Raw genomic sequence first — 24,214 nt, 5'->3', positions numbered from 1 at the left:
AGGAGGTGACCGGCCAGCCGACGATCCCGGCGCTCAGCGCCTGACCAGACATGAAGATCACGCGGTAGCCGTCACACACCACGCCAGCGGGCTTGACCCCGCGGAGGTGTGGCCGGACGCATCTGGATGGCCCGGCTGGGCGATGCCGTGGCCTCCACCCACCGTCATCGTGGTGATGGCCGAGTGGTCCGCCAGCTGCCTGTGGAACCGCTCGCCAGCACACGAGCGGAGTCGCGACTGGGATGACTACATGCTGGAGCCCGAGGTGCTAGGCGTGTCCTCCAAGCTGGCCAAGCGCCTGGAGGCGTGGAACGAACGACCCGGCGACCCCGAGTCATGGTCTGCGCCAGCCTCCTGGAATCGCGACGGAATCGTCCTTGCGCAAGCCCTGCACAGAGAGTTCGACGCCCGCGGAATCTCGGTGGAGGTCCTCTACCACGACAACAAGGACGGCCGCGAACGTCCCGTACGCAACCTGCCTCGCGGCGGGGTTTGATCGACAGGCCTTCCTCCATCCGCTGCTGTCTCATAGTGGGCCGCTTAGGGACACTCAGCGCAAGTGCGAAGCTCCGCCGTCAACCGATGTCACATGCGCTGCGAGGATGCCCCTATGACCTTAACGGCGGCAGCAGGCGTGTCTGAGCTGACCGCGCTCGGGTGGCTGATCGGACCTTCGATCGGGGTTCTCGGGACTCTTCTGGGCGCCGTCTTTGGGGCCTGGCTCACTGGTCGGCTCCACCGTCGGCAGTGGCAGCGAGAGTGGATGACCGGACGGATCGGGGACACGCTGCGCTACGACGCAGAGGTCTGTCGGGCGATAGACCAGATCTCGGTGGTCCACGGCCAGTGCTCGGACGCGGTTGTAGGAACCCGCGGGCCAGTCCCGCATGAGCGCGTCGCCGCCGCGGATGCCGCCTGGCGGGACGTTCTATCGACTAGCCGGGTCTACGCGCATGAGGACCTCCAGAAGGCTCTCTCCAAGTTCGACGACGCCCGAGAAAAGGACGCCCTCGCCACGAACAGCAGAGACGCCGATGCGATGGCACTGGCTCATCAGCACCTGAACGCCGCGCGTCTTGCGGTGCTGGACGAGATCGCCCGAGGTCGGAACTGGATCAACGAGGCGTTGGCCGGACACCTAACTCCCACCCGAGTGCGGTGGCGGCGGAGAATGCGTGCTCGTCCGGCGTACCCAGTTGCCCCGCTGCCGTCGGAGCGAGAATCCACCCGGCAGCCGAGCAGCGGGTGACACCGAACAAGCCGAGGCGAGTTCGGCGGGCGCGGGGCAGCAGGCTCGTCGGCTGTGCTCTCACCTAACTTGCTAGTGCCCGCGGCTAGCAACGATTGCCCTGCTCATGCAATAGGGGCGGCCGTGTCCCTGAGCGGCCCACTCGGGGACAGCCTGCGGCGCACCCTCTCGGTACGCCCAGGGTCCGCCCGCTGCCTGTTGGGCGTTCGACGGCCGGCCGCTCCGGCTGGTCAAGACCCCTCTGCGAAGGCTGCGACAAGCCCAATGATCAGCCCCAGAGCCAGAGCCGATACCACGATGGTCGCAAGTCCCCGGCGTCCCGTTAGCCATCGCTCCGCCGTCGTGGGGGGCAGCGCCTCCCTGGCCGGTCCTGGCGGGTCTGCCAGCCAGCGACGGGCGGCGAGGACTCGCCGCCGCCACCACAGCATCCAGGCCGACGCGGCGCCCACGAGTAGGACCGTCCCGGCCGCCGCGGCCATTGGTCGGTCCCACTGCCCATTGAGGAGGAAGGCTAGCGGAGCGATAAGGGCAGCCCACCCGAACCAGGCCACCCCGGCTGTGTAGCGGGCCTGGCGATCGGTTCGCGCACGCCACTCCGGCCCTGGGTCGATGTGTCGGTTGAGGGCTATCTGAATCCGGTAGCCGCCGGAAGTGTTGGCGCGCAGCCGCGGGATCAGTTGGGAGGACGCCGTCATCAGCACGATGAAGGCCAGCATCCCCCCGACCACGGCCCACGCCGCGCCGCCGGTCAGGGGTCCGATGCCACCGGTCAGTAGGACCATGCCGACGAAGAAGCAAGCGATCCCCGGAAGGCCCAACAGTTCGTGTCGGCGTTCGCGGCGTTCCGCTGTGTCCCAGTCGATCTCGCCCGCGGGTGCAGTCATGGCGCCACCGTAGGAAACGCCGGTGCCACCTGCCCATTAGCGGATCGTGCTCCACCCGGACGGGGCTATGAACGGGTGGCCCTGGAGCCGCCTCCTAGGGCGAAGGTTGACTGACACGGCACTAGCGGTGGTCCAGCACAACCCCAGGGGACGGCCCCCGTTCACCCGCCCCGGCGAAGGAACGGGGCGGGTGAACGGGGGCCGTTGGGCGGCGGCGCAGGACGGACGTCGTGATGAGCGGCCCGACCTTCGCCAGAAACTAGGGAACGGGCGTTGACGCCGCCGCCCTCGCCCCCCGGCCGGAGTGACCGGCTCGGCCGGGGGGACGTTGTGGTGGTCGGCGCCGGGCCGGAGGGAGGCAGTCAACGGCCCGGCGCCGACGGTCATGGGCTACACGGCGGCCACCCGGAAGGCGCCGTCGAATCGGCGGACGTGCTGCAGCACCGCGACCTCGTACCGGAGGTCGGTGGTGTTGTTGGCGAACCCGGTGAACGGGTCGGCGTCCACCCGCAGGGCCCCGAGGAACAGCGGCCCCAGCCGCCTCGGGTCGATGAGCAGCGGCTCGGTGAGGATGGTGGAGGTCTCCACCACCCGCAGCCCCCACAGGGGGGACGCGGTGCCGGAGTCCCGGACGGGGAACACGTACCCGCCCGCGTCCTCGGTGAGGTCGAGGCTGGCGGCGTCGTCGCCGGAGACGACCAGCAGGGTGGGGTTCGCCCCGGCCTGCCGCATGGCGGCCACGCCGTTGCGGACCTGCGCGACCAGCCCGGTGCCGATCGCCCCGTTGGGCGGGGTGGCGGCCAGGATCGCGCCGATCGCGTGCGTGTCGAGGGCCTGGTCGAGCACCTGCCGACCCTCGGCGTCGAAGAACTCGCGCCAGAGCTCCTCGCCCTCGAGGACGACGTTCGGCACCTTGTCCACCAGCACCGCCACCTGGCGGAGGGTGGTGGTGACCGCCTGCACGGCGAGGGCGACGGTGGCCTTCTCGGTGGTGGCGGTGACGTCCCGCTCCACCGACCCGGTGATGGTGCGGGCCCCGGTCTGCCGGAAGTCCGAGATCGCGGTGATGCCGGGCTCAACCCGGCGCCGGTCGAGGAACGGCCACAGGAACCGGCGGTCCCGGCCCAGGGGGGACACGTCCTCCGGGGGCATGGGGGCGAGGTCGCCGGCGGCCGGGAGGGTGGCCTTCGCCCCGGCGCCGAGGGCGTCGAACGCCGACAGGACGACCGACGGGCGGTGCTTGGTGTGGAACCCGGAGGCGGCCAGCTTGGCGCCGAACCCGTCGGACACGCCCCGGCCGGGGGCGGACCCGCGCCGCATGGCTTCGATGCTGTCGGCCAGGTCGGCGTTGGTCTTGGCGTCGGCGGCGGCGGCGAGTACCCGGTCGATGTGGGATCGCTCGGCGGCGGTGAGCCTGCGACCGGCGCGCAGCGCCTCGGTGACGGTGGCGTTGGCGGCGTTCAGCTCGTCGGTGATCGCGTAGGGGAGGTTGCCCATGACGGGGCTCCTTGGGAGGTCGAGACAGCGGGGAAGCGGGCCGCTCGCCCTCCTGGGGCGGGCCCTGCTCCGGAGCACTCACGTCTCGACTTACGCGCCTGGCGCGTCTCGTCTTACCTCAGCGGTCCAGCCCGACCAGATTACGCCGGGCCGGTGACAGGTTCAGGCGGTCGCGTCCGGCCGGTGGTCGCGGAGGGCGGTGACCGCCGCCACGTTCTCGGCGGTCAGGCGGTCGAACGCCGACGCCAGCCGCCGGGACAGGGCCGCCGCCACCGGGTCCCCGGACGCCGCCCGGTTGTCCACGAACCGGCCGCACAGCAGAAGCACCTGCTCCACCTCCCGCCGGGCACCGGTCAGCCCGGCGATGAGCGCATCCATCTCCCCGCCGGTCACCACTGCCCCCATGCTCTGGACAGGTGGCCGTGCTCGTCGCGGACGGCCGCCCCCGGCCGGTGCGGGAGCTCCAGCTGCCCCGGCCCGGCCGCGCCCCGGCGAGCCTGGTTGCCCTGCCGGGCCCCCGCAGCACGATTACAGGCGCGGTGCGCCGGGCCCAGGTAGCCGGTGCGGTCGTCGGTGTGGTCGAGGTCCCACGGGGCCCCCGGGCCGATGAGGAGGCCGCAGCGCACGCACACCGCCTCTCCCCTGGCCACCACCCGCCGCCACTTCCCCCGCAGCCTGCGGTGGGCGTGCCCGTAGTCGGCGTCATGCGTCGCTCTTGGCATCCGAGACTCCTTCCATGCGTTCGGCGGTGTTCGGGCAGCGGTTCAGGTCCCGTTCGGCCACCTACCTGCGGTTCCACCCACGACGCGGCCCCCAGCGTTCGGGAGAGAGATCCACACCGACCCGGAGTGGATGCGGTGGCGGGGGGCGGGCGCGGCGCATGGACCTACCCCCTTGCTGGTCATGTGGGCCAGCCGCGTTCGTCGAGGACGACCTGGTCGCGGCCGGGGAGTTTCTTGCCGCGCCGCTGCCGCTTGGTGCGGCCGGTGCCGAGGCCGGCGGCCTGGCGGCATGGGTCGCACCGGCCGTCGCCGCGTGGGCGTTGCGGGAGCCGGTGGAGGCAGTCCGGACAGTGGTGGGTGCGGGTGCCGGGTGCAGGTCGGCCGGGTCGGGTGGTGCCGGGTTGGCCGGTGGTGGTGGCTGGTCGCGGGTCGCCCGCCGGTGGTGTGTCGGTGCGGCTGGGTGTGGGCCGTGGGCCTGGCTGCGGGGTGCTCATCGGACCGCCGCAAGCCACTCGCGGAGGTCCGCGATCTGGCTGCCGGTGAGTTCCCCAAGGGCGGTGATCGAGCCGTCGGGGAGGATCACCGACGAGTCGAGCAGAGCCTCGGTTTCGGGTGGTCCGGCGCTGGTGAGCCGGGCCAGCAGGTTGAGGGCGCCGTCGGGGCCGACGACGAGGCGCTCCGGCTGCTGCGGCTGTGGCTGTGGCTGCTTCTTGCTGGGCATGGTGTTCCGCCTCTGGTTGTGGTGGTGGTTGCCGCCCCCGAGCGCCCCGGTGCCGGGCTGTGGGGGTGGTGGTGGTGCGAGTGGGTGGGTGGTTTGTGGTGCGCCCGTTGGCGGGGTTGCGGGATGGGGTCGGGCCGGGCCCGACCCGGGTGACCCGTGGAGGTGCCCCGGCCGGTGAGGCGGGTGCGGTGTGGACACCGGGACGGACACCGACACACCGGCCCCTGGCCCCCGGCCCCCGGGGGGAAGGGGACCGGGCCGGTCGCCAGGGCAGGCAGCCCAACGGGGAGGCGGATCACGCGGCGCCCTCCCGGCAGTCGCCGCAGTCCAGCCGACCGCACCCGGAGTGACCCGTGGTGGTGCACGGCGTCTGCGGCCAGTCCGGCCAGTCCGGTTCGGAGGGGGTCGAGGTCACAGACGGCGGCAACGGGGAGGGGTTGGGATGGTTGTCGTCGTCCGGCTCCACGTCCGTAGGTGGTCCCGTTCTAAGTGCCCCGTCCCGTCCCGACCCGTCCCGACCCGGGTAACCCCGTGACTCACGGCGTGACGGAGGGGGGGTGTCACGCCGTGACGGAGTGTCCGCCGGGGTGGTGCGGTCCTCCCGCCGCCGCTTGGCCTTCACCTGCTCCGGGGTCAGGTTCTCGCCGGTGTCCGGGTCGATGCCGTTGTCCAGCAACCGCTTCCGGCGCTGGCGTTCGGCGGCGGCGGCCCGGCGCTTGGCCATAACCTCGGGCTCCGGCTGGTCGCCCATGTTCTCCAGGACGCGCACGGTTCCGTCGTCCTGGCGGACCCACCACCCCGCCGCCACCAGCTCGGTGACGGCCTGGTCGGCGTCGTCCGATTCGAGGAACCGGCGCAGGTCTCGCCGGTTGAGGATGGGCCCGGTCTCCCGGTGCATGATCGCGCAGAGGGCGTCGATGTGGGTCCGCACGGCGGCGTCGCTCAGGGCGGCCTCTGCCGCCCGGGCCGGGAAGTCGTCGCTGATCTTCAGCCACATGTCGGCCACCCCCCGGTGGACCGGGGACCGCCCCACAGGACGACGCGACGGCCTCGGGCGTCCGGGCGGCGGGACCGGGTCCACCCGACCTCGCGCAGCTTGCCCTCCCGGGCCAGGCGGGCGAACAACTGACCGAACGCCGCCCCGGAGGCCCCGGGCTCGTCGCCGAGCCGGGCGTGCAGGTCGTCCACCGTGACCTGGCGCCCGGAGGCGGCCAGGTCGAGGCCGATCCGCTCGGCCTCCCGGACCCACCAGGGGGGCGCGGCGGCCGGCGGCCCGGTGGTGGTGCGTCGCCGGTGGCCCGGCCCCCGCACGTAGTCCGGGGCGTCCTCGGGGTAGACGATGCTGGTCACGGCTGGGGCGTGGGGCGGGCAGGTGACCTCCACGTCGAACAGGGCCGGGGGTTCTGCTTGGTCCTGTCGGTGCCCGCCGCTAGCCTTGGTGTCGTCCCCCCCAGGACGCCTCTGGTGCGCCGGACCCCCTCCCGAGGGGGCCGGCGTTGCCGCTTTCATGCGGCCCTTCCGGTGCGGAGAACCCCCGACAGCAGCCCCCGCAGGCGGGCCGTCTGCGCCTCGGACAGCGGTGGGGCCTTGGCGGCGACCTGGGCGGCCCAGGCGGCGATGGCCTCCCGCTCCTGGGCGCTCACGCGTCACCGCCCGGCTGGTGGGTGAGGATGTACCGGGCCAGCTGCTCCCGGTCCTCGGGGAGGGGGTCGGCTTCCAGCCAGGAGTCCACCCGGCGCATGAGGGCGTTCAGGCGGTGGACGCGGTGGGCCTTGCGCAGGCTGGGGGGGAACTCGCCGGGGCGAGGTCGAGGCATGAGGGTGTGCGCCTTCTGTGCGAGGGACGTGCAGGGGGGAGGCAGCCACCTGGCGGACAGGTGCGGGCCGGTGTGGTCACGGCCCGGGTGGCTGGCTATCCCTCCCGCTCTGCGCCTCGGGGAGCGCTCTCGATGCCTATGCCGGGGAGGTCAACCCCGGCGGGGTGGTTCCGAACCCGATGTTAGGACGGACCGGGGACAGAACCGAGTGAAACCCCCGGACAACGGAACGGCCCCGGCCCCCGGGGAAGGGGCCGGGGCCGGTAGGGGCCCGGGAGGGGGTCAGTGACGCCAGCGGACGTCCACCGTCGCCGGGTCGAACGACGACGCGCCCCGGGCCGACGGCAGCAGCACGACCACGGCCAGGGCGTCGATCACCTCCCGCTGCACCGCCAGGTCCGCCGCCCGGAACGCCTCCGCCGGGTCCGCCGCCGACGCCAGCGTCGCCAGCCGGGACGACCGGGCCGCCGCCGTGATCTTCCGCTGGACGACGGCCAGCTCGGCGGTGCGCCGGGCCTTCACCGCCCGCAGGGTGGCCCCGTCGATCACGTCGTCGTCGTAGTCCCGCACCGCCCGGTCGATGCGGGCCCGGATCGCGTCGGCCTGCTCCCGCAGCCCGGCCACCTCCGGAGTGGCCCCCGCCAGCAGGGAAGCGACGTCCGGGCGGGCCAGGCGGGCCTCCACGGCGGCGACGACGGCGGCGTCCACCGGCTCCGCCGCCCGCGACAGGTGGGCGTGCGCCCGGCAGATGTAGGTGCGCACGTTGCCGTTGGTGCGGCGGCCGGTCCGCATGGTCACCGGGGCCCCCTGCTCGAGTTCCCCCGCCGCCTCGCACCGGCCGCACAGGAACAGCCCGGACCCCAGCCACCGGCGGGCCGTGCCGAGGGTGTTCACCTTCCGCACCGGGTCGGTCAACAGGGCCACCGCCTTCTCGTGCTCGGCGTCGGTGACCAGCGGCGGCCAGGTGCCCCGCACCCGCACCTCGTCCTCGGCCCCGGCGTGGTACACCCGCCAGCCCGCGTAGCGGGGGCTGGTGAGCAGGTACGCCACACCCTTCCGTGACCACCGGTTGCCCCGCACGCTGGGGAGCCCGGCCGCGTTCATGGCGTCGGTGATCCGGACCAGCGACTCGCCCCGGAACAGGCGGTCGAAGGCGTCGCGGACGACCGCCGCCTCGGCCGGGTCCACGTCCCCGCCCGGCTGGTAGCCGAACGCCCGGCGGGACGGGCACTCCCCCCGCTCGGCGGCCTGCACCGCCTGCCGCTGCTGCCGCTCCGCCTTCTGCTCCACCTCCAGCCGGGCCCACACCGCCGCCTGCCGGGCCGCCGCCCGCCCCATCGCCGTGGTGAGGTCGAACATGGAACGGACCAGCATGACGCGGGCCCCGGTGCGCTCCACCAGGTCCACCAGGTCCTCCATCTCCCGGGGCTTGCGCAGGAGCCGGTCCTGCGTCTGGGCGACGACGAGGACGGACCGCCCGCCGGCCTCCACCTCGGGGATGAGCTCCCCGTCGTAGCCGGGGCGGCGCTTGCCGCTGCTGGCCGAGACGTCGTTGTCCACGATCGCCCGGGCGGAGTCCGGGTCGATGCCTTCCCGGGCCAGGAGGCGGCGGCAGTCCTCGATCTGGCGGTCGATGCCGTCGGCGTTGTCCTTGCTCTGCCGGGCGTAGATGAGCGCCCTGACCTGCCCGTTCCGTGTTGCTGCCATGCCTCCGAGAATACCCTCGGACGTGCAGTGGCGGGAAGTCGTGGTGCGCCTACTGCTACGTGCCCCGGCGCAAGGGCTTCGCCAACCCCATCACGGTGTTCACCAACATCGACCAGATCACCGGGCACCTGCGCCGGCACGTGGCCCGGCAGGGGCCCAAGACCGTGCCCGACCAGTGCGACCCGGCGGCCTGGGTGTACGACATCGGCGAGAACAGCGACTGCTCGGTCGACGCGCTGGTCAGCGACAACGTCGCCGACCTGGTGGCCACCTTCCGCGACCTGCCGACGGCGAAGGCGAGCTTCGCCACCAAGTACGTCAACCGGCAGCTGCTCGACCTCGACCCACGCGGGCGGACCCGGGTGCGCTTCTCCGTCATGCCCGACGACGACGCGCGGGTGCTCGACGTGCGCACCAGCCGGGTGGCCGAGCGCATCGCCGCCGTCGACGACTTCGTCGCGGCCGGCTACGAGGTGCACCTCAACCTCTCCCCGGTCGTCCTCCGCGAGGGCTGGGAGGAGGCCTGGGGCCGGCTCCTGGCACGCCTGTCCGACGAGCTCGGCGCCGCGGCGAGGGCGCAGGCCGCCGCCGAGGTGATCCTGCTGACCCACAACGAGGCGCTGCACGAGGTCAACCTGGGCTGGCACCCCACCGCGGAGCAGCTGCTCTGGCGCCCCGATCTGCAGGAACCCAAGCGCAGCCAGAACGGGCAGGACAACGTGCGCTACCGGGCCGGCGTGAAGCGGGCAGCCGTCGCGCGGCTGCGCGAGCTGGTCGCCCGGGAGGCGCCGTGGCTGCGGATCCGGTACGCCTTCTGACGGCGACATGTCGCGGTGTCGGCATGGCCACATATCGACAATCCGTGGCGGCGCGCTCACCCGGGGTGTGAGAAGCTGCTGGCCGCGGCGGGAAAGCAGCGCCCCGCCGCGAACCGCGTGCTCGAGGGGGAAGGGTGCCCGAGGCCACCTCTGGCGTGCCGGCGGCGACGCTGCTGGCCGCGCTGCCCGACACGGTCGTCGTCGCCGATTCCTGCGGCCGGGTGACCTACGTCAACCCCGCGGTGTCCGCGTTGCTGGGCTACGCCCCGGCCGACCTGCTCGGCCGCGACCTGACCGAGATCATGCCCACCCGGTTCCGCTCCGGGCACAGCGGCCACATCAACCGGTTCCTGACGACGGGCCGGGGCGAGCTGGTCGGCAACACCACGCAGCTGCCCGCCCTGCACGTCGACGGGCACGAGGTCTCCATCGACGTGACGCTGGCCCGCGTGGAGCCCTACCCGGGGGCCGGCGCCGCGGAGGCGTCGATCGTGGGGGTGCTGCGCGACGCCAGCACCACGATCCTGCTGGAGCGGCAGCTGCAGGTCAGCCGGTACCTGGCCGCGACGCTGCGGGTGACGGCCGCGCTCACCGAGGCCCTCGACGCCGACGTGGCCTTCCAGCAGCTGCTCCCGACGCTGTGCACCGAGCTGGACTGGGACGCCGCGCTGCTGTGGCAGGCCGATCCCGAGCACGGCCGGCTGGTGCACGCCGGCACCTGGGCCGCGCCCGGCTCCGACGTCCCGGCGCTGGCCGCCGACGCCCCCCGCCGGGTGTTCCGCCGCGGCGAGGGGCTGCCCGGGCGCGCCTGGTCGCACCGGGTCCCGGTGGTGGTCGAGGACCTGGCCGCCGACCCCCGGGTGGTCCGCCGGGACGAGGTGCGCGCCGACGGGCTGAGCACCGGCGTCGCCTTCCCGGTGCTCAGCGGCGACACGCTGCTCGCCGTCTGCGAGCTGTTCTCCGCGCAGTCGCGCCCCGTGCCGCCGGAGCTGCTGGAGGTGCTCGGGCACGCGGGCCGGCAGATCGGCCAGTTCCTCGCCCGGCTGCGCGCCGAGTCGGTGGTGCGCGAGCTCGCGGACACGCTGCAGCGCAGCCTGCTCCCCTCCCACCTGCCGTCGATCCCCGGGGTCGAGCTGGCGGCCACCTACCGGGCCGGCGGGGAGGCGGCCCTCGTCGGGGGTGACACCTACGACGTCACACCGCTGCCCGACGGCCGGTGGATGGTGCTCATCGCCGACGTCTGCGGCACCGGCGCCGAGGCGGCCGCCGTCACCGCCGTCACCCGGCACACGGCTCGCGCGGCCGCGGCGTCCGGCAGCAGCGCGGGGATCCTCGGCGCGGTGAACGCCGCGCTCCTGCACGAGCAGGGCAGCGCCCCGCTGCGGTTCGTCACCGCCTGCTGCCTCGTCCTGGAGCCGGCCGGGAGCGGGCAGCGCGCCTGGATCAGCGTGGCCGGGCACCCGCTCCCCCTGCTGCGCCACCCCGACGGCACCACCACCGCCGTCGGCACCGCGGGGCGCCCCCTCGGCATCGACGCCGGCGTCACCTTCGCCGAGCACGAGATCGACCTCCCGCCGGGCGCGACGCTGGTGCTCTACACCGACGGGGTCACCGAGGCGCGCGACGACCACGGCGCCCAGTTCGGCGAGGAGGCCCTGGCGCGGGTCGTCGCCGGCGTGGCCGGCGGCGCGGCGCGGGAGACCGTCGCCGCGGTCGGCGACGCGGTCGAGCGGCAGCTCGCCGGCTCCCGGCACGAGCACGACGACCTCGCCGTCCTGGCCCTGTCCGTCCCCCGCTGACACACCGGTCGAGGGGACGGGGCCGATGGCCCCGGACGGACCACCGGCCCCGCGATCCGGGCCTCCGTCAGCGCGCCAGCAGCTGGCCCATCACTTCTGCGAGCACCGCCGCGGGGCGCTCCTCCGGACCTGCCGACCGCCAGGCCACGACGCCGTCGGGCCTGACCAGCACCGCACCGGCGGGGCCGACACCGAAGGCCCCCGGGAACGCGCCAGCAGGGTCGTGCACCGTGCCGCTGGGGCCCACCCGGAACCCGCACACCGGCAGCCGCTCGGCGCCGGCGACCTGCTCGGCGGCGTCAACCCACATCTGCCCCTCGGCCCCGGCGAGGAGCACGAACCCGTCGCCGAAGAGGTCGTGGGTCGAGAGGCGCTCGCCGTCCACGTCGACCCAGACGTGCGGCGCGCGGGCACCCGGTCGGCCGGACGGTTCACGTGGATCGACGAGCAGCGCTCCGTCATCCTCCCCGTCGAGCAGCACGGCACCCGACCGGTACACCGGCCCCAGTTCGATTGAGGGGTCGTCGAGCGGGGCGGCCAGGCCTTCCCGGGGGAGGGACGGGTCCACCCGGAGGGCGTACCGCGTGTACGCCTGCTCGACGATGAGGTCGCTGACCGGCCGACGCTCGTCGTCGTAGCTGTCGAGGAGCCCAGGACCGGCGATGCCCCGGGACACCAGCGCCAACCGCCAGGCCAGGGCATGCGCATCCCCGATCCCGGTGTTCCCGCCGAATCCTCCGGTCGGCGGCATCACGTGGGCGGCGTCGCCGATCAGGAAGACCCGCCGGTCGCGGAAGGAAGCCGCGTGCGCCGCGGCCGCCGTCCACCGCTGGACGTCGTCGACGCGCACCGCGATGTCCGGCTGCCCGAGCGCCTTGCGGACGAACGCGACGCACCTCTCCTCGTCGAGGTCTTCGGACACGTGGGTGTCCCGGGTGCCGTCAGGGTTCTGCGAGGAGAACACGGCGAGGAATCCGGAGTCGCCGGTGATGGAGAACCGGAAGAAGCCGAGCAGGTCCGGCTGGTTGACGTAGACGACGCTCAGGTTCCGGTCACCGATCAGCTCCCGCATGTCGGCGTGGAAGTAGATGGTCACGCACTGCGCGAACGGCGGCCGGCCGACCATGTCGATACCGGACCGGGTGCGGACGGTGCTGTGGGCCCCGTCCGCCGCCACCAGGTAGTCGGAACGGACGGTCACCTCCTGGCCGTCGTCCCGTGACCGGATCACCGAGGTGATCCCCTCGTCGTCCTGCTCGAAGTTGACCAGCTCGGTGCCGTAGCGCAGTTCGGCACCGAGCTCGCGGGCGCGCTCGCGCAGCACCGGCTCCAAGCCGATCTGCGTGATGAACAGCCTCCGGGTGGCGCTGAACGTCTCGACCCCCTCGTTGAACGACCGGTAGAAGTACTGCATCTCCGGGCTACTCAGGGTGGACACCGAGACGATCGCGCCGTTCTGCATGAAGTCCTTCTCGGCGGCGGCCTCGACGGCATCCTGCAGGCCCACCCCGCGAAAGATCTCCATGGTGCGCTGGTGGAACGACGCCGCTCGCGGGTGCACCGCCGTTCCCCGGTGGCGTTCGACAAGCAAGTGGGGCACGCCCTGCGAGGCGAGGTGCACAGAGGTGGTCAGCCCGGTGAGGCTGCCTCCGACGACGAGAACGGGAACCTTCAGATCGGGCACAGGGCATCCTCTTCGGCGCGTTGGAGACCGTTCCGGTCGCCGGACAAGCGTCCGCATGGCGTCGGGGGTCACGGATGTGCCTTACTGTGCGAGGGCCTCCCGAGTCGTGTCAAGGGTCACAATCGCGCCTCTCGTCGCCGGGGCTTCCGGCACCTTCCGGCGGTCAGATGTCCGCATGCCGTCAGTCCTCTGGCACCGGATATCGACCGGCCGGACCCGTGGCTACGGTGGGCCGGTGGCACGGGTCGTGGTGGTGGGCGCCGGTCTGGGCGGGCTGGCCGCCGCGGCCCGGCTGGCGGCCCTCGGCCACGCGGTCACCCTCGTGGAGCAGGCGGACGGCGTCGGCGGGAAGCTCGGCTGGTTCGCCCGCGACGGGCACTCCTTCGACACCGGGCCGAGCCTGGTCACCCTGCCGCAGGTGTACCGCGACCTGTTCGCCGCGACCGGCGGCCGGCTCGAGGACGCCGTCGACCTGGTCCGGCTGGACCCCGCCGTCGGGTACCGGTTCGCCGACGGCACCCGGCTCACCGTGCCCGGCCACGCGGACGCCGTCCCGGCCGCGCTCGACGACGCCCTGGGCGCGGGCACCGGCGCGCAGTGGGCCGGGCTGATGGAACGGGCCGGGGCGATGTGGCGGATCAGCGAGCAGCCGTTCCTGCGCACGCCGCTGGCCGGCGCCACGACCCTGGCCCGGCTGGCCCGCCGCCCGGCCGACGTCGCCGCGATCGCGCCCTGGCGGTCGCTGCGCGGGCTGGGCCGCGAGCACCTGCGGCACCCGCACCTGCGCACGCTGCTGGACCGCTACGCCACCTACTCCGGCTCCGACCCGCGGCGCGCGCCGGCGGTGCTGGCGACCGTCCCGTACGCCGAGCAGGCCTTCGGCTCCTGGTACGTGGCCGGTGGGCTGCACCGGCTCGGGCTGGCGGTGCTGGACCGGGCGGTCGCCCACGGCGCGGTGCTGCGCACCGGGGCCGCCGTGCGCCGCGTGCTCGTGGCCGGGGGGCGCGCGGCCGGGGTGGAGCTGGCCGACGGCGAGCGGCTGGCCGCCGACGTCGTCGTCTCCGGGGTCGACGCCGCGGCCCTGCACGGGGAGCTGCTCGCGCCGGACCCGCGCACGCGGCGCGTCCGGCGGGACCTCGCCCGGGCGACGCCGTCGCTCTCGGGGTTCGTGCTGCTGCTGGCGCTGCGCGGCCGGACCCCGGGGCTGGACCACCACACCGTCCTCTTCCCCGGGGACTACGACGCGGAGTTCGACGCCGTCTTCGGCACCGGCCGCCACGCGGGCCGGCCCTGCCCCGTCGCCGACCCCACCGTCTACGTGAGCGCCCCGGACGACCCCGCGCTCGTGCCGGACGGGGACAGCGAGTCGTGGTTCGTGCTGGTGAACGCGCCCCGCCACGACCCGGCCAACGGGGTCGACTGGGACACCCCGGGGCTGGCCGACGGGTACGCCGACCGCGTGCTGGACGTCATGGCCCGCCGCGGTCTCGACGTCCGGGACCGGCTGCGCTGGCGCGTGGTCCGCACCCCGGCCGACCTCGCGCGCGGCACCGGCAGCGTCGGCGGTTCGATCTACGGCACCTCCAGCAACGGCTCGCGCGCGGCGTTCCTGCGCCCCGGCAACGCCTCCCGCCTCCCCGGGCTGTTCCTCGTCGGCGGCTCGGCGCACCCCGGCGGCGGGCTGCCGCTGGTGGGGCTCTCCGCCGAGATCGTCGCCGGGCTCGTCGGCCCCGCCTGAGGGGCCGGGCGCTCAAGCGGGCAGGACCGCCGCCACGGCGACCAGCGGGGCCCCCGGGGCGATCCGCCGCGGCTCCCGCGGCCGCAGGCCGGCGTCGCGCAGCGCGGTGGTGAGCTCGTCGACCGCCGGCAGGGACATGGCTCCCTCCTGGGCCCGCAGCAGCAGGTCGAAGTGGCGGCTGAACAGCTGCGGCGTCACGACCGTGGTGACCAGCAGCAGCGTGCCCCCCGGGGCGAGCCGGGCGGCCACGTCGGCGAGCAGGGCGGCCCGCTCCTGCACCGGGAGGTAGTAGACGACGTTGGCCAGCAGCGCCAGGTCGAACGGGCGGTCCCCGGTCAGCCTCCGGACGTCGTCCTGCACGACCGTGGCCCGCCCCGAGAAGCCGCGCTCCTCGAGCGTCCGCCGGGCCAGCGCGGCGGCGTCGGCGTCGACGTCCACCCCCACGCCCTCCGCCCCCGGCGCCGCGGCGAGCACCGTGGCCAGCTGCAGCCCCGTGCCGCAGCCGACGTCGAGCACCCGCCGCGGGGGCGCCGCCGCCACCACCTCCCGCAGGACGTCCTCGACGAATGGCTCGAACGCCGCCGAGACGCGGGCGATGACCCCGCCCTGCTCGGCGACGTCCCGTCGCCGGGGGCCGCCGGCCAGGAGTTCCCCGAGGTCGCGGTAGAGCCCGGTGTGGAACCCGGCGAACGCCTCGTACGTGGCGCGGACCAGGTCGTCGCCGACCACGGCCCGGCCGGCGCCCGCCAGGGCCCAGTGCGCGGGGTCCCCCCGGACCAGCCCGCCCGCGGCCAGCACCGCCAGGAAGGCGCCCAGGAGCTCCTCGTCGGCCACGCCCAGCCGCCGGGCGAGTTCCGTCGTGCCCCCCGGGCCGGCCGCCACCGCGTCGAGCACCCCGGTGGCCAGACCGGCCGCCCCCAGGTGCAGCCGGACGGCCGCCTGCGCGTCGCGCGTGGCGCGCAGGCGGGCGCGGGGGTTGCCGGTCCGCAGGACGGTGAGCAGGGTCCGTGCGTGGAACAGCCGAGGCATCTGCGCTCCCACCGGTGGTCGGGGGACCACTGTGGCGCGCCGGTGCGGTGGGCACCACCACCTCCACGCACCGGTCAGCCGCGGGCGGCCCCGTAGCCGAGCAGCGCCGCCAGCCCGAGCGCACTGCGCGGCTGGTAGGCCGCGCGCCACAGCCCGCCGTGCGCCGCCTCGTACGCCTCGTCCTGCCACGGGTGCTCCTGCGCCGGGCCGCCGCCGGTGTGCAGGTCGTGCACCAGCAGCGCGGCCATGAGCACGTTCGAGGTCGCCGGCTCGAAGATCTCCACGCCGAATCGGTGCGCGCCGGCGTAGGCCGCGGCCAGCGCCCGGTTCTTCACCACCGAGCGGGTCCGCGTCGGCGGGGCGACGTTCATCGACACCGTGCTGCCCGCCGCACGCGCGACCGTGGCCCGCCACCGCTGCAGCCGCTTGGCCAGCGCGTAGTTGGGCCCCTGCTGGGCCACCAGGCTGTCGGCGATCCCCGGGTCGGTGCCGGGCACGTAGGCGCGCTGCAGCAGCCGGCCGCCCGAGACCGTGCGCAGCGGGCGCCCCAGGAGCTTCGCCGTCCGCGAGCGCCGGGCGTACGCCTCGACCGACTGCGCCACCGCGTCCGCGGGGACGGCGAAGACGTCGGTCGGCGTCGCCAGGAAGGCCAGCGCGAGCTCGGGCCGCTCCCCCGCCAGCCGCACGGTGAGCGCGTCCACCGCCGTCGAGACCCGCACGTTGGTGGCGCCGTCGGCGTAGACGTAGTTGCCGAGCACGAGGTCCCCGGGCAGCCCGGCCGCCCAGTCGGCGACCGCGGGCACCTCGGCGATCAGGTCCGCGCCGGCGCGCGCCGGGTCCGGCTCCGCGCCCGGCGCCGCCGTCGGCACGAGCAGGGTGCCGGCGCCCCCGCGCGCGGTGTCGAGCACCCGCTCCCAGAGCGGGGCGCGGGGCAGGTCGACGCCGGCGACGCGGGCCCCCCAGCGCAGCAGCGCGGTGAGCGGCCCCATCTCCGCGCCGGCGCCCAGCACGACGACGGTGCGGCCCGGCAGCGAGAGCCACTCCGGGTGGGCGGCGACCGCCCGCACCGCGTCGGCGCACGAGGGCTCCACGACGCCGGCCGCGACCCAGTCGTCCAGACGGCGCAGCAGCGCGTCGCCGCGCAGCCGCCCGCCGCGGAACGGCAGCGACAGCTCCCGCTCCGGCTCGGCGGCGCCGGTCACCTCGGCGGTGCCCAGCGCACGGCCGGCGGGCGCGGTCGAGAGCGCCGCGAGGCCGGTCTCCCCCTCGGGGCCGGACACCCGCATGCGCGCGTGCAGCGAGGTCAGCCCGGCGTCCGCGATGGCCCGCGCCGCACCGGGCGAGGGCAGGCCCGCCTCCACCAGCCGGCGGAAGTGCGTCAGGTACCCCGCCCGCCAGTTGGTCTCCCGCTCCGCGGCGAGCGCACCCGCGGCGTCGGCGGGGCGCAGCGCGTCGGCGACGACGGCCCGGCCCAGGGCCGCCGTGCTCCGCCGGCCGTCGTCCCCCGCCGGGAACACGACCCCCTGGTCCTCGCTCATGACGCCTCCTCCACGCGCCCAGCTTCTCCCGGCACCCCGCGGGGAGGCACCTCGGGGCCCGATCGGGTCGTCGGGAGCGCGACTGGGTTGAGCACGTCCGGATCTGGCTATGCCAGATCGCAACCACCGCCCACCCGCGCCGTCCCGGCGGCGGGAAGGCGTCCTGCCCGGTCCACCGCCCCACGGGAAAGCGAGCCCGCCATGCCACCTGCAGCCACCGACCTCTACGCGGCGGCCCTGCAGTCCGCGGGCACCGCGGACGCCCCCGCACCGGAGCCGTGGTCGGTGCGGGACGCCGACGGCCACAGCTACTCCCTCGCCGGCGCCCTGGAACGGTGGACCGGTGACGCGGACGAGGTGGACCGCCGGTTCCTCGCCCGCGCCCGGGGCACGGTCCTCGACGTCGGCTGCGGGCCCGGACGGCTGGCCGCTGAGCTGGCCCACCGCGGGGTGCACGCACTGGGCCTGGACATCTCGCCGACGGCGCTGAGGCTGGCCCGCCGCTCGGGCGCCACCGCCATCCGGCGCTCGGTCTTCGAGCCGGTCGTGGCCGAGGGGCAGTGGGGCACGACGCTGCTGGCCGACGGGAACATCGGCATCGGCGGGGACCCGACCGCGCTGCTGCGCCGCTGCCGGGCGATCGTCGCCCCCGGCGGCCTGGTCCTGGTGGAGACCGAGGGGCCCGGCACGGGCGTGCGCACCACCCGGCTGCGGCTGGAACGAGGCGGCGAGGTGAGCTCGTGGTTCGACTGGGCCCACGTGGGGTGCGACGCGATCGGGCAGATCGCCGCCGCGGCCGGCCTGCGGCTCGCGGACTCCTGGGAGGACGGCGGGCGCTGGTTCGCCGCGCTCCGCCGGCCGGCGGTCCCCGGCCCCGCCTGAGGACGCGGAACGACCCGGCCCCGGCCGGTGGCGCGCTCGCCACCGGCCGGGGCCGGGTCGTGTCCTGCGCGGGTGCCCCGCGCCGAGATCAGCTGGTGGCGCCCTTCAGCGCCTCCGAGAGCGCAGCCGCCTCGTCGGGCGACAGCTCGACGACCAGGCGCCCGCCACCTTCCAGCGGTACCCGCATGACCAGGCCGCGCCCTTCCTTGGTGACCTCGAGGGGACCTTCACCCGTGCGCGGCTTCATGGCCGCCATGCGTGCCTCCTTCGCCAGCCGCACGACTGCCTCTGCTGGCAGGCGCGCGGTGTCCGATGCTGCGAACTCCGGGACAATGATCCCGCATGCGTGCCGTCCGTCCAACACGAGGCCCGTCAGGGTGACGGCGCGTCGCGCTCCGGCCCGGCCGCCCGGAAGCAGCCGGCGACGTGGTCGTCGACCATCCCGGTCGCCTGCATGAGGGCGTAGGCCGTGGTCGGGCCGACGAAGACGAAGCCGCGCCGCTTGAGCTCCCTGGCCATGGCGACCGACTCCGGGCTGGTCGCGGGGACGTCGGCGAGCGTCGCCGGACGGGCCCGCGGGCCCGCCGGTGCGAAGGACCAGAGCAGCTCCGAGAGCCCCTCGGGGAGCTGCTGGGCCGCCCGCGCGTTGCCGATCGCCGCGTCGATCTTCGCCCGGTTGCGGACGATGCCGGCGTCGGCGAGCAGCCGGGCCCGGTCCACGTCGGTGAACGCGGCGACGGCGTCGATGGCGAACCCGGCGAAGGCCGCCCGGAACGCCGGCCGCTTCCGGAGGATCGTGATCCAGGACAGCCCCGACTGGAACGCCTCCAGGCAGAGCCGCTCGAACAACGCGTCGTCGCCGCGCAGCGGCACCCCCCACTCCTCGTCGTGGTAGGCGACGTACTCGGGGGCGCTCGTGGCCCAGGCGCAGCGCTGCACACCCCGGACGCTAGCGCCGGCCACCGACACCCCGGCCGGGCAGCGGCCCGGCCGGTGCGCCAGTAGCGTCCCGCCTCGTGCGCGTCCTCGTCACCGGCGGTGCCGGCTTCATCGGATCGGCCGTCGTCCCCGCCCTCCGGGACGCCGGCCACGAGGTGCGCGTGCTCGACGCCCTGCTGCCCGCCGTCCACCCCGAGTACCCGGACGGGCCGCCCGTCCCCGAGGGTGCGGAGCTGGTGGTCGGCGACGTCCGCGACGCGGCGGTGGTCGACCGCGCGCTGGGCGGCGTCGACGCGGTCTGCCACCAGGCCGCGATGGTGGGGCTGGGCGTGGACGTGCAGGACATGCCCGCCTACGCGGGGATCAACGACCTCGGCACCGCGGTGCTGCTCGCCGCGATGGCCCGCGCCGGGGCCGGCCGGCTGGTCCTCGCCAGCTCGATGGTCGTCTACGGGGAGGGCCGCTACTCCTGCCCCGAGCACGGGCCGGTGCCGGCCGCCCCCCGCCGGCGCGCCGACCTCGACGCCGGCCGCTTCGAGCCGCCCTGCCCCCGCTGCGGGCGGCAGCTGGGCTGGGAACTGGTCACCGAGGACGCCGTCCCGGACCCCCGCAACACCTACGCCGCCACCAAGCTCGCGCAGGAGCACCTCGCGGCCGCCTGGGCGGGCGCGACCGGCGGCAGCGTCGTCGCGCTGCGGTACCACAACGTGTACGGACCGCGGATGCCACGGGACACCCCGTACGCCGGCGTCGCCTCCATCTTCCGCAGCGCGCTGGAGTCCGGCCGGGCACCGGCGGTGTTCGAGGACGGCGGCCAGCAGCGGGACTTCGTGCACGTCACCGACGTCGCACAGGCCAACCTCCGGGCCCTGGAGCACCCGCCCGAGGAGTCCGCGCTGCGGGCCTACAACGTCGCGTCGGGGCGGCCGCACACGGTGGGTGACATGGCCCGCGCCCTGGCCGACGCCATGGGCGGCCCGGAGCCGGTGGTGACCGGCGAGTACCGGCTCGGGGACGTGCGGCACGTGGTTGCCAGCCCCGCCCGGGCGGAGGCCGAGCTCGGCTTCCGCGCGCGGGTGGACTTCCTCGACGGGATGCGGGAGTTCGCCACCGCGGAGCTGCGCCCGGCGCCGCGCGGCTGAGCCCGGCCGCTCACCACTCGGTGCGCACGGCCACCTCGACGACCAGCGCGGTGACGGCGCTCAGCACCAGCCAGACCCGCGACTGCCGCGGCGGCAGGAAGGCCGCGGCGACCGGCAGCCACACCGTGAACGGCAGCCAGATCCGCTCGGTCTCCCCGCGGACCAGCCCGGTCGCGTCGCTGACCAGCATCGCGGCCAGCACCGCCACCGGGAGCAGCGCGAGCGCCGACCGGCGCAGGCAGGCCAGCCCCGCCACCGAGGCGGGGCCGGCCGCGACCGCCGCCGCCGCCAGGTTGGCCACCAGGAAGAACGCGAGCGGCCGGTCGGCGTAGGACGGGCCCGAGCGCACCCGCTCGGCGGTGAGCGACAACCCCTCGAACCAGTCGTAGCCGCCGAGGGCGAACAGCGCGAAGACCACCAGCACCCCGGCGGCCGCGACCGCCAGCACCCGCACCACCCCGGCCCAGCCCAGCCGCCCACGGTGCACCAGCACGACGGCGAGGGCGAGCAGCCCCAGCGACGCCAGCCCGAAGGACAGGTGCAGCGCCAGCCCCAGCAGCACCCCGCCGGCCAGGGCCCGGGGCGCCGCGCCGGCTGCCCGCGCCGCCGCGGTCGCCAGCAGCGCGACCCCCCAGGCGAAGACCCCGGCGAACAGCGCATCCGCGCTCGTGGCCACCCACAGCGCCGTCGGCGCCAGCACGAGGAAGGGCGCCACCGCGCGCGCCGCCGGCTCCCCCGCGACCGCCCGCACGGTGACCAGCACGGCGGGGACCGCGAGCGCCCCGGCCGCGATGCACGTCGCCGCCGCCCAGCCCAGGCCGCCGAGACCGGCCCGCTCCAGCAGCACGAACGCCAGCAGGGCCCCCGGCGGGTGCCCCGAGACGTGCGTCGTCCAGGGGTCGGCGGAGTCGGCGAGGACGGAGTCGTTGAAGGTGCGCAGCAGCTCCCCGATGCCACCCACCCGGGGGACGTCGTAGGGGTACTCGTACCGGCTGCCCAGCGGCTCGGTGAGCCGCCCCCACCCGCCGGCCAGCGCGAGGGAGACCGCCCAGCCGGCCGTGGCGGCGGCCGAACCGGCCAGCAGCACCGGCCACCGGGCGGCGCGGGCCGCGGTGGGGGCCCACAGCAGCAGCGCCAGCCCGACCGCGGCGGGCAGCAGCACGCGCGGGGAGACCAGCGGGTCCCAGTCGCCGCGCAGCACGTAGCCACCGATGAGGTGCAGGTCCGCCCCGCCGCGGGCGAGCTCCCGCCCGACCAGGGCCGTGCCCCCGACGAGCAGGACGGCGGCCAGCAGCCCGGCCCACGGGCGCCACGGGCGGGTGCCCGCGGCCGGCGTCGTCCGCCGGGGTGCCTCCGTGGTCGCCTCGGTCACCGGTTCGACAGTAGGGCCCCGACCGGGTGACCGCCCAGCGGCGGGGCGGTCGCCGGCGGGCGGGACCGCCGGGTCCGTGGTTGTGTCAGGCGTGCCCGACGTCGTCCTCCCCTGCCTCGACGAGGCCGGCGCGCTCCCGTGGGTGCTCGCGCGGCTGCCGGCCGGCTACCGCGCCATCGTCGCCGACAACGGCTCCACCGACGGCTCGCCGGCGATCGCGGCCGAGCACGGCGCGACGGTCGTGCACGTCCCCCAGCGCGGCTTCGGCGCGGCCGCGCACGCCGGGCTGGAGGCGGCGACCGACGACGTCGTCTGCTTCTGCGACGCCGACGGCTCCATGGACCCCGCCGACCTGCCGCTGGTCGCCGGTCCGGTGCTCGCCGGCGACGCCGACCTCGTGCTGGGCCGCCGCCGCCCGACCCGGCGCAGCGCGTGGCCGGTGCACGCGCGGGTCGCCAACGTGGCCCTGGGCGTGATGCTGCGGCGGCGCACCGGGCTGGCGCTGCACGACCTGGGGCCCATGCGCGCGGCCCGCCGCACCGCGCTGCTCGGCCTCGGGATCACCGACCGCCGTTTCGGCTACCCGCTGGAGATGGTCACCCGAGCCGCCGACGCGGGGTGGCGGGTGCGCGAGCTCGACGTCCCGTACGCGCCGCGCGCCGAGGGCACCCGCTCCAAGGTCACCGGCACCGTCCTGGGCACGGTGCGCACGATCCGCGACATGCGGCAGGTGCTCTCCTCGTGACGCCCACCCAGCTCCTGGTCATCACCAAGGCGCCGGTGCCCGGCCGCAGCAAGACCCGGCTCAGCCCGCCGTGCACGCCCGAGCAGGCGGCGGCGATCGCCGCGGCCGCGGTCGGCGACACGCTCGACGCCGTCCGCGCGACCCCGGTCGCCCGGCGGGTGGTGGCGCTGGACGGCGCACCCGGCGGGCTCGACCTGACCGGCTGCGCCGTCGTCCCGCAGGTCGACGGCGACCTGGGGGTGCGGCTCGCGGCCGCGTTCGCCGACGCCATGCCTGGGCCGGACGGCGCGCTGCCGACGCTGCTCATCGGGATGGACACCCCGCAGGTGACGCCGGAGCTGCTCGCCGGCTGCCTCGACCGGCTCGTGGCGGCCGGCCCCGGCTCCGCGGTGCTCGGCGTCGCCCCCGACGGCGGCTGGTGGGCGCTCGGCCTGCACGCACCCGAGCCGGCGCAGGTGCTGACCGGCGTCCCCATGTCGCGGGAGGACACCGCCGTCCGCACCCGCGCGGCGCTGGAGGGCGCCGGGCTCACCGTGCTCGACCTGCCGGTGCTCACCGACATCGACCACTTCCCCGACGCGCTGGCGGTCGCGCAGCGGTGCGCCCCCGGGACGCGGACCCACCGGGTGGTGACCGGGCTCGCCGCCACCCTCGGGGCGGCGCCGTGACCAGCCGGCTGGACCGGTTGCTGGGCGCCCGCCTGCCCGGTCCCCCCGAGGGGCTGCGCCGCGGCCCCTTCCGCGCGGGCGCCTTCCCCAGCCCGCTGCACTCCGAGCGCCGCGCCGCCCGCACCGGCGTCTGGCTCGGGCTGGCGTTCCTGGTGTGCTTCCTCACCGGGCTGGTCAGCGACCTGATCCAGTCGGGGCCGGGGTGGTTCACCTGGCCGTCGTCCCCGGTGTGGCTCTACCGGGTCACCCAGGGGCTGCACGTGGCCGCCGGGCTGGCCGCGATCCCGCTGCTGCTGGTCAAGCTCTGGACGGTCTACCCGCTGCTGTTCGAGTGGCCGCCGGCCGGCTCGCCCGCCCGGCTGGTCAGCCGGCTGTCGGTCCTGGTGCTCGTCGGCGCCGCCGCGATGCAGCTGGTCACCGGGCTGGTCAACATCGCGCAGTGGTACCCGTTCGGCTTCTTCTTCCCGACCGCCCACTACTGGACCGGCTGGATCGCCGTCGGCGCGGTGGCGGTGCACGTGGGGGCCAAGGCGCCGGAGATCCGGCGCGGGCTGGCCCGCCGCGGCTCGCCCGCCGCCACCGCCGGGCTCGCGCCCGGGCAGGCGCAGGAGCTGCACAGCGAGGCGGCGGCCGAGGAGGAGGGCGCGATCGACCGCCGCACCTTCGTCCTCGCCTCCGGGCTGGGCGTCGCCGCCGTCACGGTCACCACGGTGGGCCAGACGGTCGCCCCCCTCGCCCCCGTGTCGGTCCTCGCGCCGCGGCTGCCCGACGCCGGCACCCAGGGCCTGCCGGTGAATCAGACGGCGGCGGCAGCGCAGGTCGAGGAGACCGCGACCGACCCCGGCTACCGGCTGGTCGTCGAGGGACCGCGCCGGCTGGAGCTGTCGCTGGCCGAGCTGCACCGCCGCCCCCAGCACACCGAGACCCTGCCGATCGCCTGCGTCGAGGGCTGGAGCGCGACCGGCCGCTGGACCGGGGTCCGGCTGGCCGACCTGCTCGAGGAGGCGGGGCTGCCCCGCGACGCGCGGGTCGTCGTCGAGTCGCTGCAGACCGGTGGGCTGTACCGCACCAGCGTGGTCGCGCCGCCGCACACCGCCGACCCCCGCACCCTGCTGGCGCTGCGGCTGGGTGGCGAGCCGCTGGCCCTCGACCACGGCTACCCGGTGCGGCTGATCGCGCCGAACCGGCCGGGCGTCATGCAGACGAAGTGGCTCTCCCTGGTGCGGCCGGCATGAGCACCGGCACCTCCCGCGACGACCGCGCG

At 75.6% G+C, this 24,214-nt stretch carries 26 protein-coding genes; 10 read left to right on the top strand and 16 right to left on the bottom strand.

The window, feature by feature from the left end; genetic code table 11:
• Both E9529_RS15930 and E9529_RS15925 read left to right on the top strand, forming a co-directional pair.
• On the top strand, window positions 1-496 hold a 496-nt coding region (locus tag E9529_RS15930), incomplete at its 5' end, for a hypothetical protein (RefSeq protein ID WP_236832170.1).
• 138 nt (window positions 497-634) lie between these two features.
• Entirely contained in the window at window positions 635-1,249 is a 615-nt protein-coding gene (locus E9529_RS15925; RefSeq protein ID WP_236832168.1) for a hypothetical protein, read from the top strand.
• 230 nt (window positions 1,250-1,479) lie between these two features.
• Here E9529_RS15925 and E9529_RS15920 read toward each other — a convergent pair whose 3' ends face one another.
• The 10 genes from E9529_RS15920 to E9529_RS15870 all read right to left on the bottom strand — a co-directional run bounded on the left by E9529_RS15920 (window position 1,480) and on the right by E9529_RS15870 (window position 8,596).
• Window positions 1,480-2,133 carry a hypothetical protein gene (locus tag E9529_RS15920; protein ID WP_236832166.1) on the bottom strand — a complete coding sequence of 218 codons (654 nt, stop codon included), beginning with the start codon at window positions 2,131-2,133 and terminating at the stop codon, window positions 1,480-1,482.
• Between the two features lie 390 nt (window positions 2,134-2,523).
• Window positions 2,524-3,630, bottom strand: a complete 1,107-nt coding sequence (locus tag E9529_RS15915) for a hypothetical protein (RefSeq protein WP_236832165.1) — start codon at window positions 3,628-3,630, stop codon at window positions 2,524-2,526.
• 162 nt (window positions 3,631-3,792) lie between these two features.
• Window positions 3,793-4,023, bottom strand: coding sequence for a hypothetical protein (locus tag E9529_RS15910; RefSeq protein ID WP_236832163.1), 231 nt, complete (start codon window positions 4,021-4,023; stop codon window positions 3,793-3,795).
• On the bottom strand, window positions 4,020-4,352 hold the full coding sequence (locus E9529_RS15905) for a hypothetical protein (protein WP_236832161.1): 333 nt from the start codon (window positions 4,350-4,352) through the stop codon (window positions 4,020-4,022). The genes E9529_RS15910 and E9529_RS15905 overlap by 4 nt, the downstream gene beginning before the upstream one ends.
• Before the next feature lie 490 nt (window positions 4,353-4,842).
• On the bottom strand, window positions 4,843-5,073 hold the full coding sequence (locus tag E9529_RS15900) for a hypothetical protein (RefSeq protein ID WP_236832159.1): 231 nt from the start codon (window positions 5,071-5,073) through the stop codon (window positions 4,843-4,845).
• Between the two features lie 295 nt (window positions 5,074-5,368).
• Window positions 5,369-6,070: a hypothetical protein gene (locus tag E9529_RS15890; RefSeq protein WP_236832158.1), complete on the bottom strand. Its 702-nt coding sequence runs from the start codon at window positions 6,068-6,070 to the stop codon at window positions 5,369-5,371.
• Complete coding sequence (locus tag E9529_RS15885; RefSeq protein ID WP_236832157.1) at window positions 6,061-6,423, bottom strand: hypothetical protein; 363 nt, start codon at window positions 6,421-6,423, stop codon at window positions 6,061-6,063. Before E9529_RS15885 ends, E9529_RS15890 begins: the two co-directional genes overlap by 10 nt.
• A 155-nt stretch (window positions 6,424-6,578) precedes the next feature.
• The gene (locus E9529_RS15880; protein ID WP_236832156.1) at window positions 6,579-6,716 is read right to left on the bottom strand and encodes a hypothetical protein; all 138 of its coding nucleotides are present in this window, start codon (window positions 6,714-6,716) and stop codon (window positions 6,579-6,581) included.
• The gene (locus E9529_RS15875) at window positions 6,713-6,889 is read right to left on the bottom strand and encodes a hypothetical protein (RefSeq protein ID WP_236832154.1); all 177 of its coding nucleotides are present in this window, start codon (window positions 6,887-6,889) and stop codon (window positions 6,713-6,715) included. Before E9529_RS15875 ends, E9529_RS15880 begins: the two co-directional genes overlap by 4 nt.
• 282 nt (window positions 6,890-7,171) lie before the next feature.
• Complete coding sequence (locus E9529_RS15870) at window positions 7,172-8,596, bottom strand: recombinase family protein (RefSeq protein ID WP_236832152.1); 1,425 nt, start codon at window positions 8,594-8,596, stop codon at window positions 7,172-7,174.
• Here E9529_RS15870 and E9529_RS15865 point away from each other — a divergent pair.
• Complete coding sequence (locus E9529_RS15865) at window positions 8,584-9,414, top strand: spore photoproduct lyase family protein (protein WP_308195295.1); 831 nt, start codon at window positions 8,584-8,586, stop codon at window positions 9,412-9,414. The genes E9529_RS15870 and E9529_RS15865 overlap by 13 nt on opposite strands.
• A 134-nt stretch (window positions 9,415-9,548) precedes the next feature.
• On the top strand, window positions 9,549-11,213 hold the full coding sequence (locus tag E9529_RS15860; protein WP_236832149.1) for a SpoIIE family protein phosphatase: 1,665 nt from the start codon (window positions 9,549-9,551) through the stop codon (window positions 11,211-11,213).
• A gap of 67 nt (window positions 11,214-11,280) precedes the next feature.
• Here E9529_RS15860 and E9529_RS15855 read toward each other — a convergent pair whose 3' ends face one another.
• Entirely contained in the window at window positions 11,281-12,954 is a 1,674-nt protein-coding gene (locus tag E9529_RS15855) for an FAD-dependent monooxygenase (protein WP_236832147.1), read from the bottom strand.
• 178 nt (window positions 12,955-13,132) lie between these two features.
• On the opposite strand from E9529_RS15855, the gene E9529_RS15850 reads away from it, so the two are divergent.
• The gene (locus E9529_RS15850) at window positions 13,133-14,635 is read left to right on the top strand and encodes an NAD(P)/FAD-dependent oxidoreductase (protein ID WP_236832145.1); all 1,503 of its coding nucleotides are present in this window, start codon (window positions 13,133-13,135) and stop codon (window positions 14,633-14,635) included.
• 12 nt (window positions 14,636-14,647) lie between these two features.
• On the opposite strand, the gene E9529_RS15845 is transcribed toward E9529_RS15850, so the two are convergent.
• Both E9529_RS15845 and E9529_RS15840 read right to left on the bottom strand, forming a co-directional pair.
• On the bottom strand, window positions 14,648-15,664 hold the full coding sequence (locus E9529_RS15845; RefSeq protein WP_236832144.1) for a cyclopropane-fatty-acyl-phospholipid synthase family protein: 1,017 nt from the start codon (window positions 15,662-15,664) through the stop codon (window positions 14,648-14,650).
• A gap of 74 nt (window positions 15,665-15,738) precedes the next feature.
• A complete protein-coding gene (locus tag E9529_RS15840; RefSeq protein WP_236832142.1) occupies window positions 15,739-17,202 on the bottom strand; it encodes a hypothetical protein in 1,464 nt (487 codons plus the stop codon).
• A 201-nt stretch (window positions 17,203-17,403) separates the two neighbouring features.
• Between E9529_RS15840 and E9529_RS15835 the strand changes: the two genes are divergently transcribed.
• On the top strand, window positions 17,404-18,084 hold the full coding sequence (locus E9529_RS15835; RefSeq protein WP_236832141.1) for a bifunctional 2-polyprenyl-6-hydroxyphenol methylase/3-demethylubiquinol 3-O-methyltransferase UbiG: 681 nt from the start codon (window positions 17,404-17,406) through the stop codon (window positions 18,082-18,084).
• Window positions 18,085-18,172: 88 nt separating this feature from the next.
• Here E9529_RS15835 and E9529_RS15830 read toward each other — a convergent pair whose 3' ends face one another.
• Both E9529_RS15830 and E9529_RS15825 read right to left on the bottom strand, forming a co-directional pair.
• A complete protein-coding gene (locus E9529_RS15830; RefSeq protein WP_012947303.1) occupies window positions 18,173-18,340 on the bottom strand; it encodes a DUF3117 domain-containing protein in 168 nt (55 codons plus the stop codon).
• Window positions 18,341-18,456: 116 nt separating this feature from the next.
• A complete protein-coding gene (locus tag E9529_RS15825; protein WP_236832140.1) occupies window positions 18,457-19,023 on the bottom strand; it encodes a DNA-3-methyladenine glycosylase I in 567 nt (188 codons plus the stop codon).
• 77 nt (window positions 19,024-19,100) lie between these two features.
• On the opposite strand from E9529_RS15825, the gene E9529_RS15820 reads away from it, so the two are divergent.
• Window positions 19,101-20,165, top strand: coding sequence for an NAD-dependent epimerase/dehydratase family protein (locus E9529_RS15820; protein WP_236832138.1), 1,065 nt, complete (start codon window positions 19,101-19,103; stop codon window positions 20,163-20,165).
• 10 nt (window positions 20,166-20,175) lie between these two features.
• Here E9529_RS15820 and E9529_RS15815 read toward each other — a convergent pair whose 3' ends face one another.
• The gene (locus tag E9529_RS15815; protein WP_236832137.1) at window positions 20,176-21,537 is read right to left on the bottom strand and encodes a hypothetical protein; all 1,362 of its coding nucleotides are present in this window, start codon (window positions 21,535-21,537) and stop codon (window positions 20,176-20,178) included.
• Between the two features lie 91 nt (window positions 21,538-21,628).
• Between E9529_RS15815 and E9529_RS15810 the strand changes: the two genes are divergently transcribed.
• From E9529_RS15810 to E9529_RS15800, 3 genes are read left to right on the top strand one after another with little or no spacing between them, the layout of a single operon-like run.
• Window positions 21,629-22,282: a glycosyltransferase family 2 protein gene (locus E9529_RS15810; protein WP_236832135.1), complete on the top strand. Its 654-nt coding sequence runs from the start codon at window positions 21,629-21,631 to the stop codon at window positions 22,280-22,282.
• The gene (locus E9529_RS15805; protein ID WP_236832134.1) at window positions 22,279-22,950 is read left to right on the top strand and encodes a DUF2064 domain-containing protein; all 672 of its coding nucleotides are present in this window, start codon (window positions 22,279-22,281) and stop codon (window positions 22,948-22,950) included. The genes E9529_RS15810 and E9529_RS15805 overlap by 4 nt, the downstream gene beginning before the upstream one ends.
• The gene (locus E9529_RS15800) at window positions 22,947-24,185 is read left to right on the top strand and encodes a molybdopterin-dependent oxidoreductase (RefSeq protein WP_236832133.1); all 1,239 of its coding nucleotides are present in this window, start codon (window positions 22,947-22,949) and stop codon (window positions 24,183-24,185) included. The genes E9529_RS15805 and E9529_RS15800 overlap by 4 nt, the downstream gene beginning before the upstream one ends.
• The last annotated feature ends 29 nt before the right edge of the window (window positions 24,186-24,214 follow it).

This window comes from Blastococcus sp. KM273128 (genome assembly GCF_021698975.1).
In the GTDB taxonomy this organism is placed as follows: domain Bacteria; phylum Actinomycetota; class Actinomycetes; order Mycobacteriales; family Geodermatophilaceae; genus Blastococcus.
Note: the sequence above shows the minus strand (reverse complement) of the source record. Positions and strands in the feature narration are given on the sequence as shown.

Excerpts from the sequence above, each read along its gene's own strand:
- E9529_RS15920 (WP_236832166.1), bottom strand. The coding sequence starts at position 2,133 with ATGACTGCACCCGCGGGCGAGATCGACTGGGACACAGCGGAACGCCGC.
- E9529_RS15915 (WP_236832165.1), bottom strand. The coding sequence starts at position 3,630 with ATGGGCAACCTCCCCTACGCGATCACCGACGAGCTGAACGCCGCCAAC.
- E9529_RS15905 (WP_236832161.1), bottom strand. The coding sequence starts at position 4,352 with ATGCCAAGAGCGACGCATGACGCCGACTACGGGCACGCCCACCGCAGG.
- E9529_RS15900 (WP_236832159.1), bottom strand. The coding sequence starts at position 5,073 with ATGCCCAGCAAGAAGCAGCCACAGCCACAGCCGCAGCAGCCGGAGCGC.
- E9529_RS15890 (WP_236832158.1), bottom strand. The coding sequence starts at position 6,070 with ATGTGGCTGAAGATCAGCGACGACTTCCCGGCCCGGGCGGCAGAGGCC.
- E9529_RS15875 (WP_236832154.1), bottom strand. The coding sequence starts at position 6,889 with ATGCCTCGACCTCGCCCCGGCGAGTTCCCCCCCAGCCTGCGCAAGGCC.
- E9529_RS15870 (WP_236832152.1), bottom strand. The coding sequence starts at position 8,596 with ATGGCAGCAACACGGAACGGGCAGGTCAGGGCGCTCATCTACGCCCGG.
- E9529_RS15855 (WP_236832147.1), bottom strand. The coding sequence starts at position 12,954 with ATGCGGACGCTTGTCCGGCGACCGGAACGGTCTCCAACGCGCCGAAGA.
- E9529_RS15845 (WP_236832144.1), bottom strand. The coding sequence starts at position 15,664 with ATGCCTCGGCTGTTCCACGCACGGACCCTGCTCACCGTCCTGCGGACC.
- E9529_RS15840 (WP_236832142.1), bottom strand. The coding sequence starts at position 17,202 with ATGAGCGAGGACCAGGGGGTCGTGTTCCCGGCGGGGGACGACGGCCGG.
- E9529_RS15835 (WP_236832141.1), top strand. The coding sequence starts at position 17,404 with ATGCCACCTGCAGCCACCGACCTCTACGCGGCGGCCCTGCAGTCCGCG.
- E9529_RS15830 (WP_012947303.1), bottom strand. The coding sequence starts at position 18,340 with ATGGCGGCCATGAAGCCGCGCACGGGTGAAGGTCCCCTCGAGGTCACC.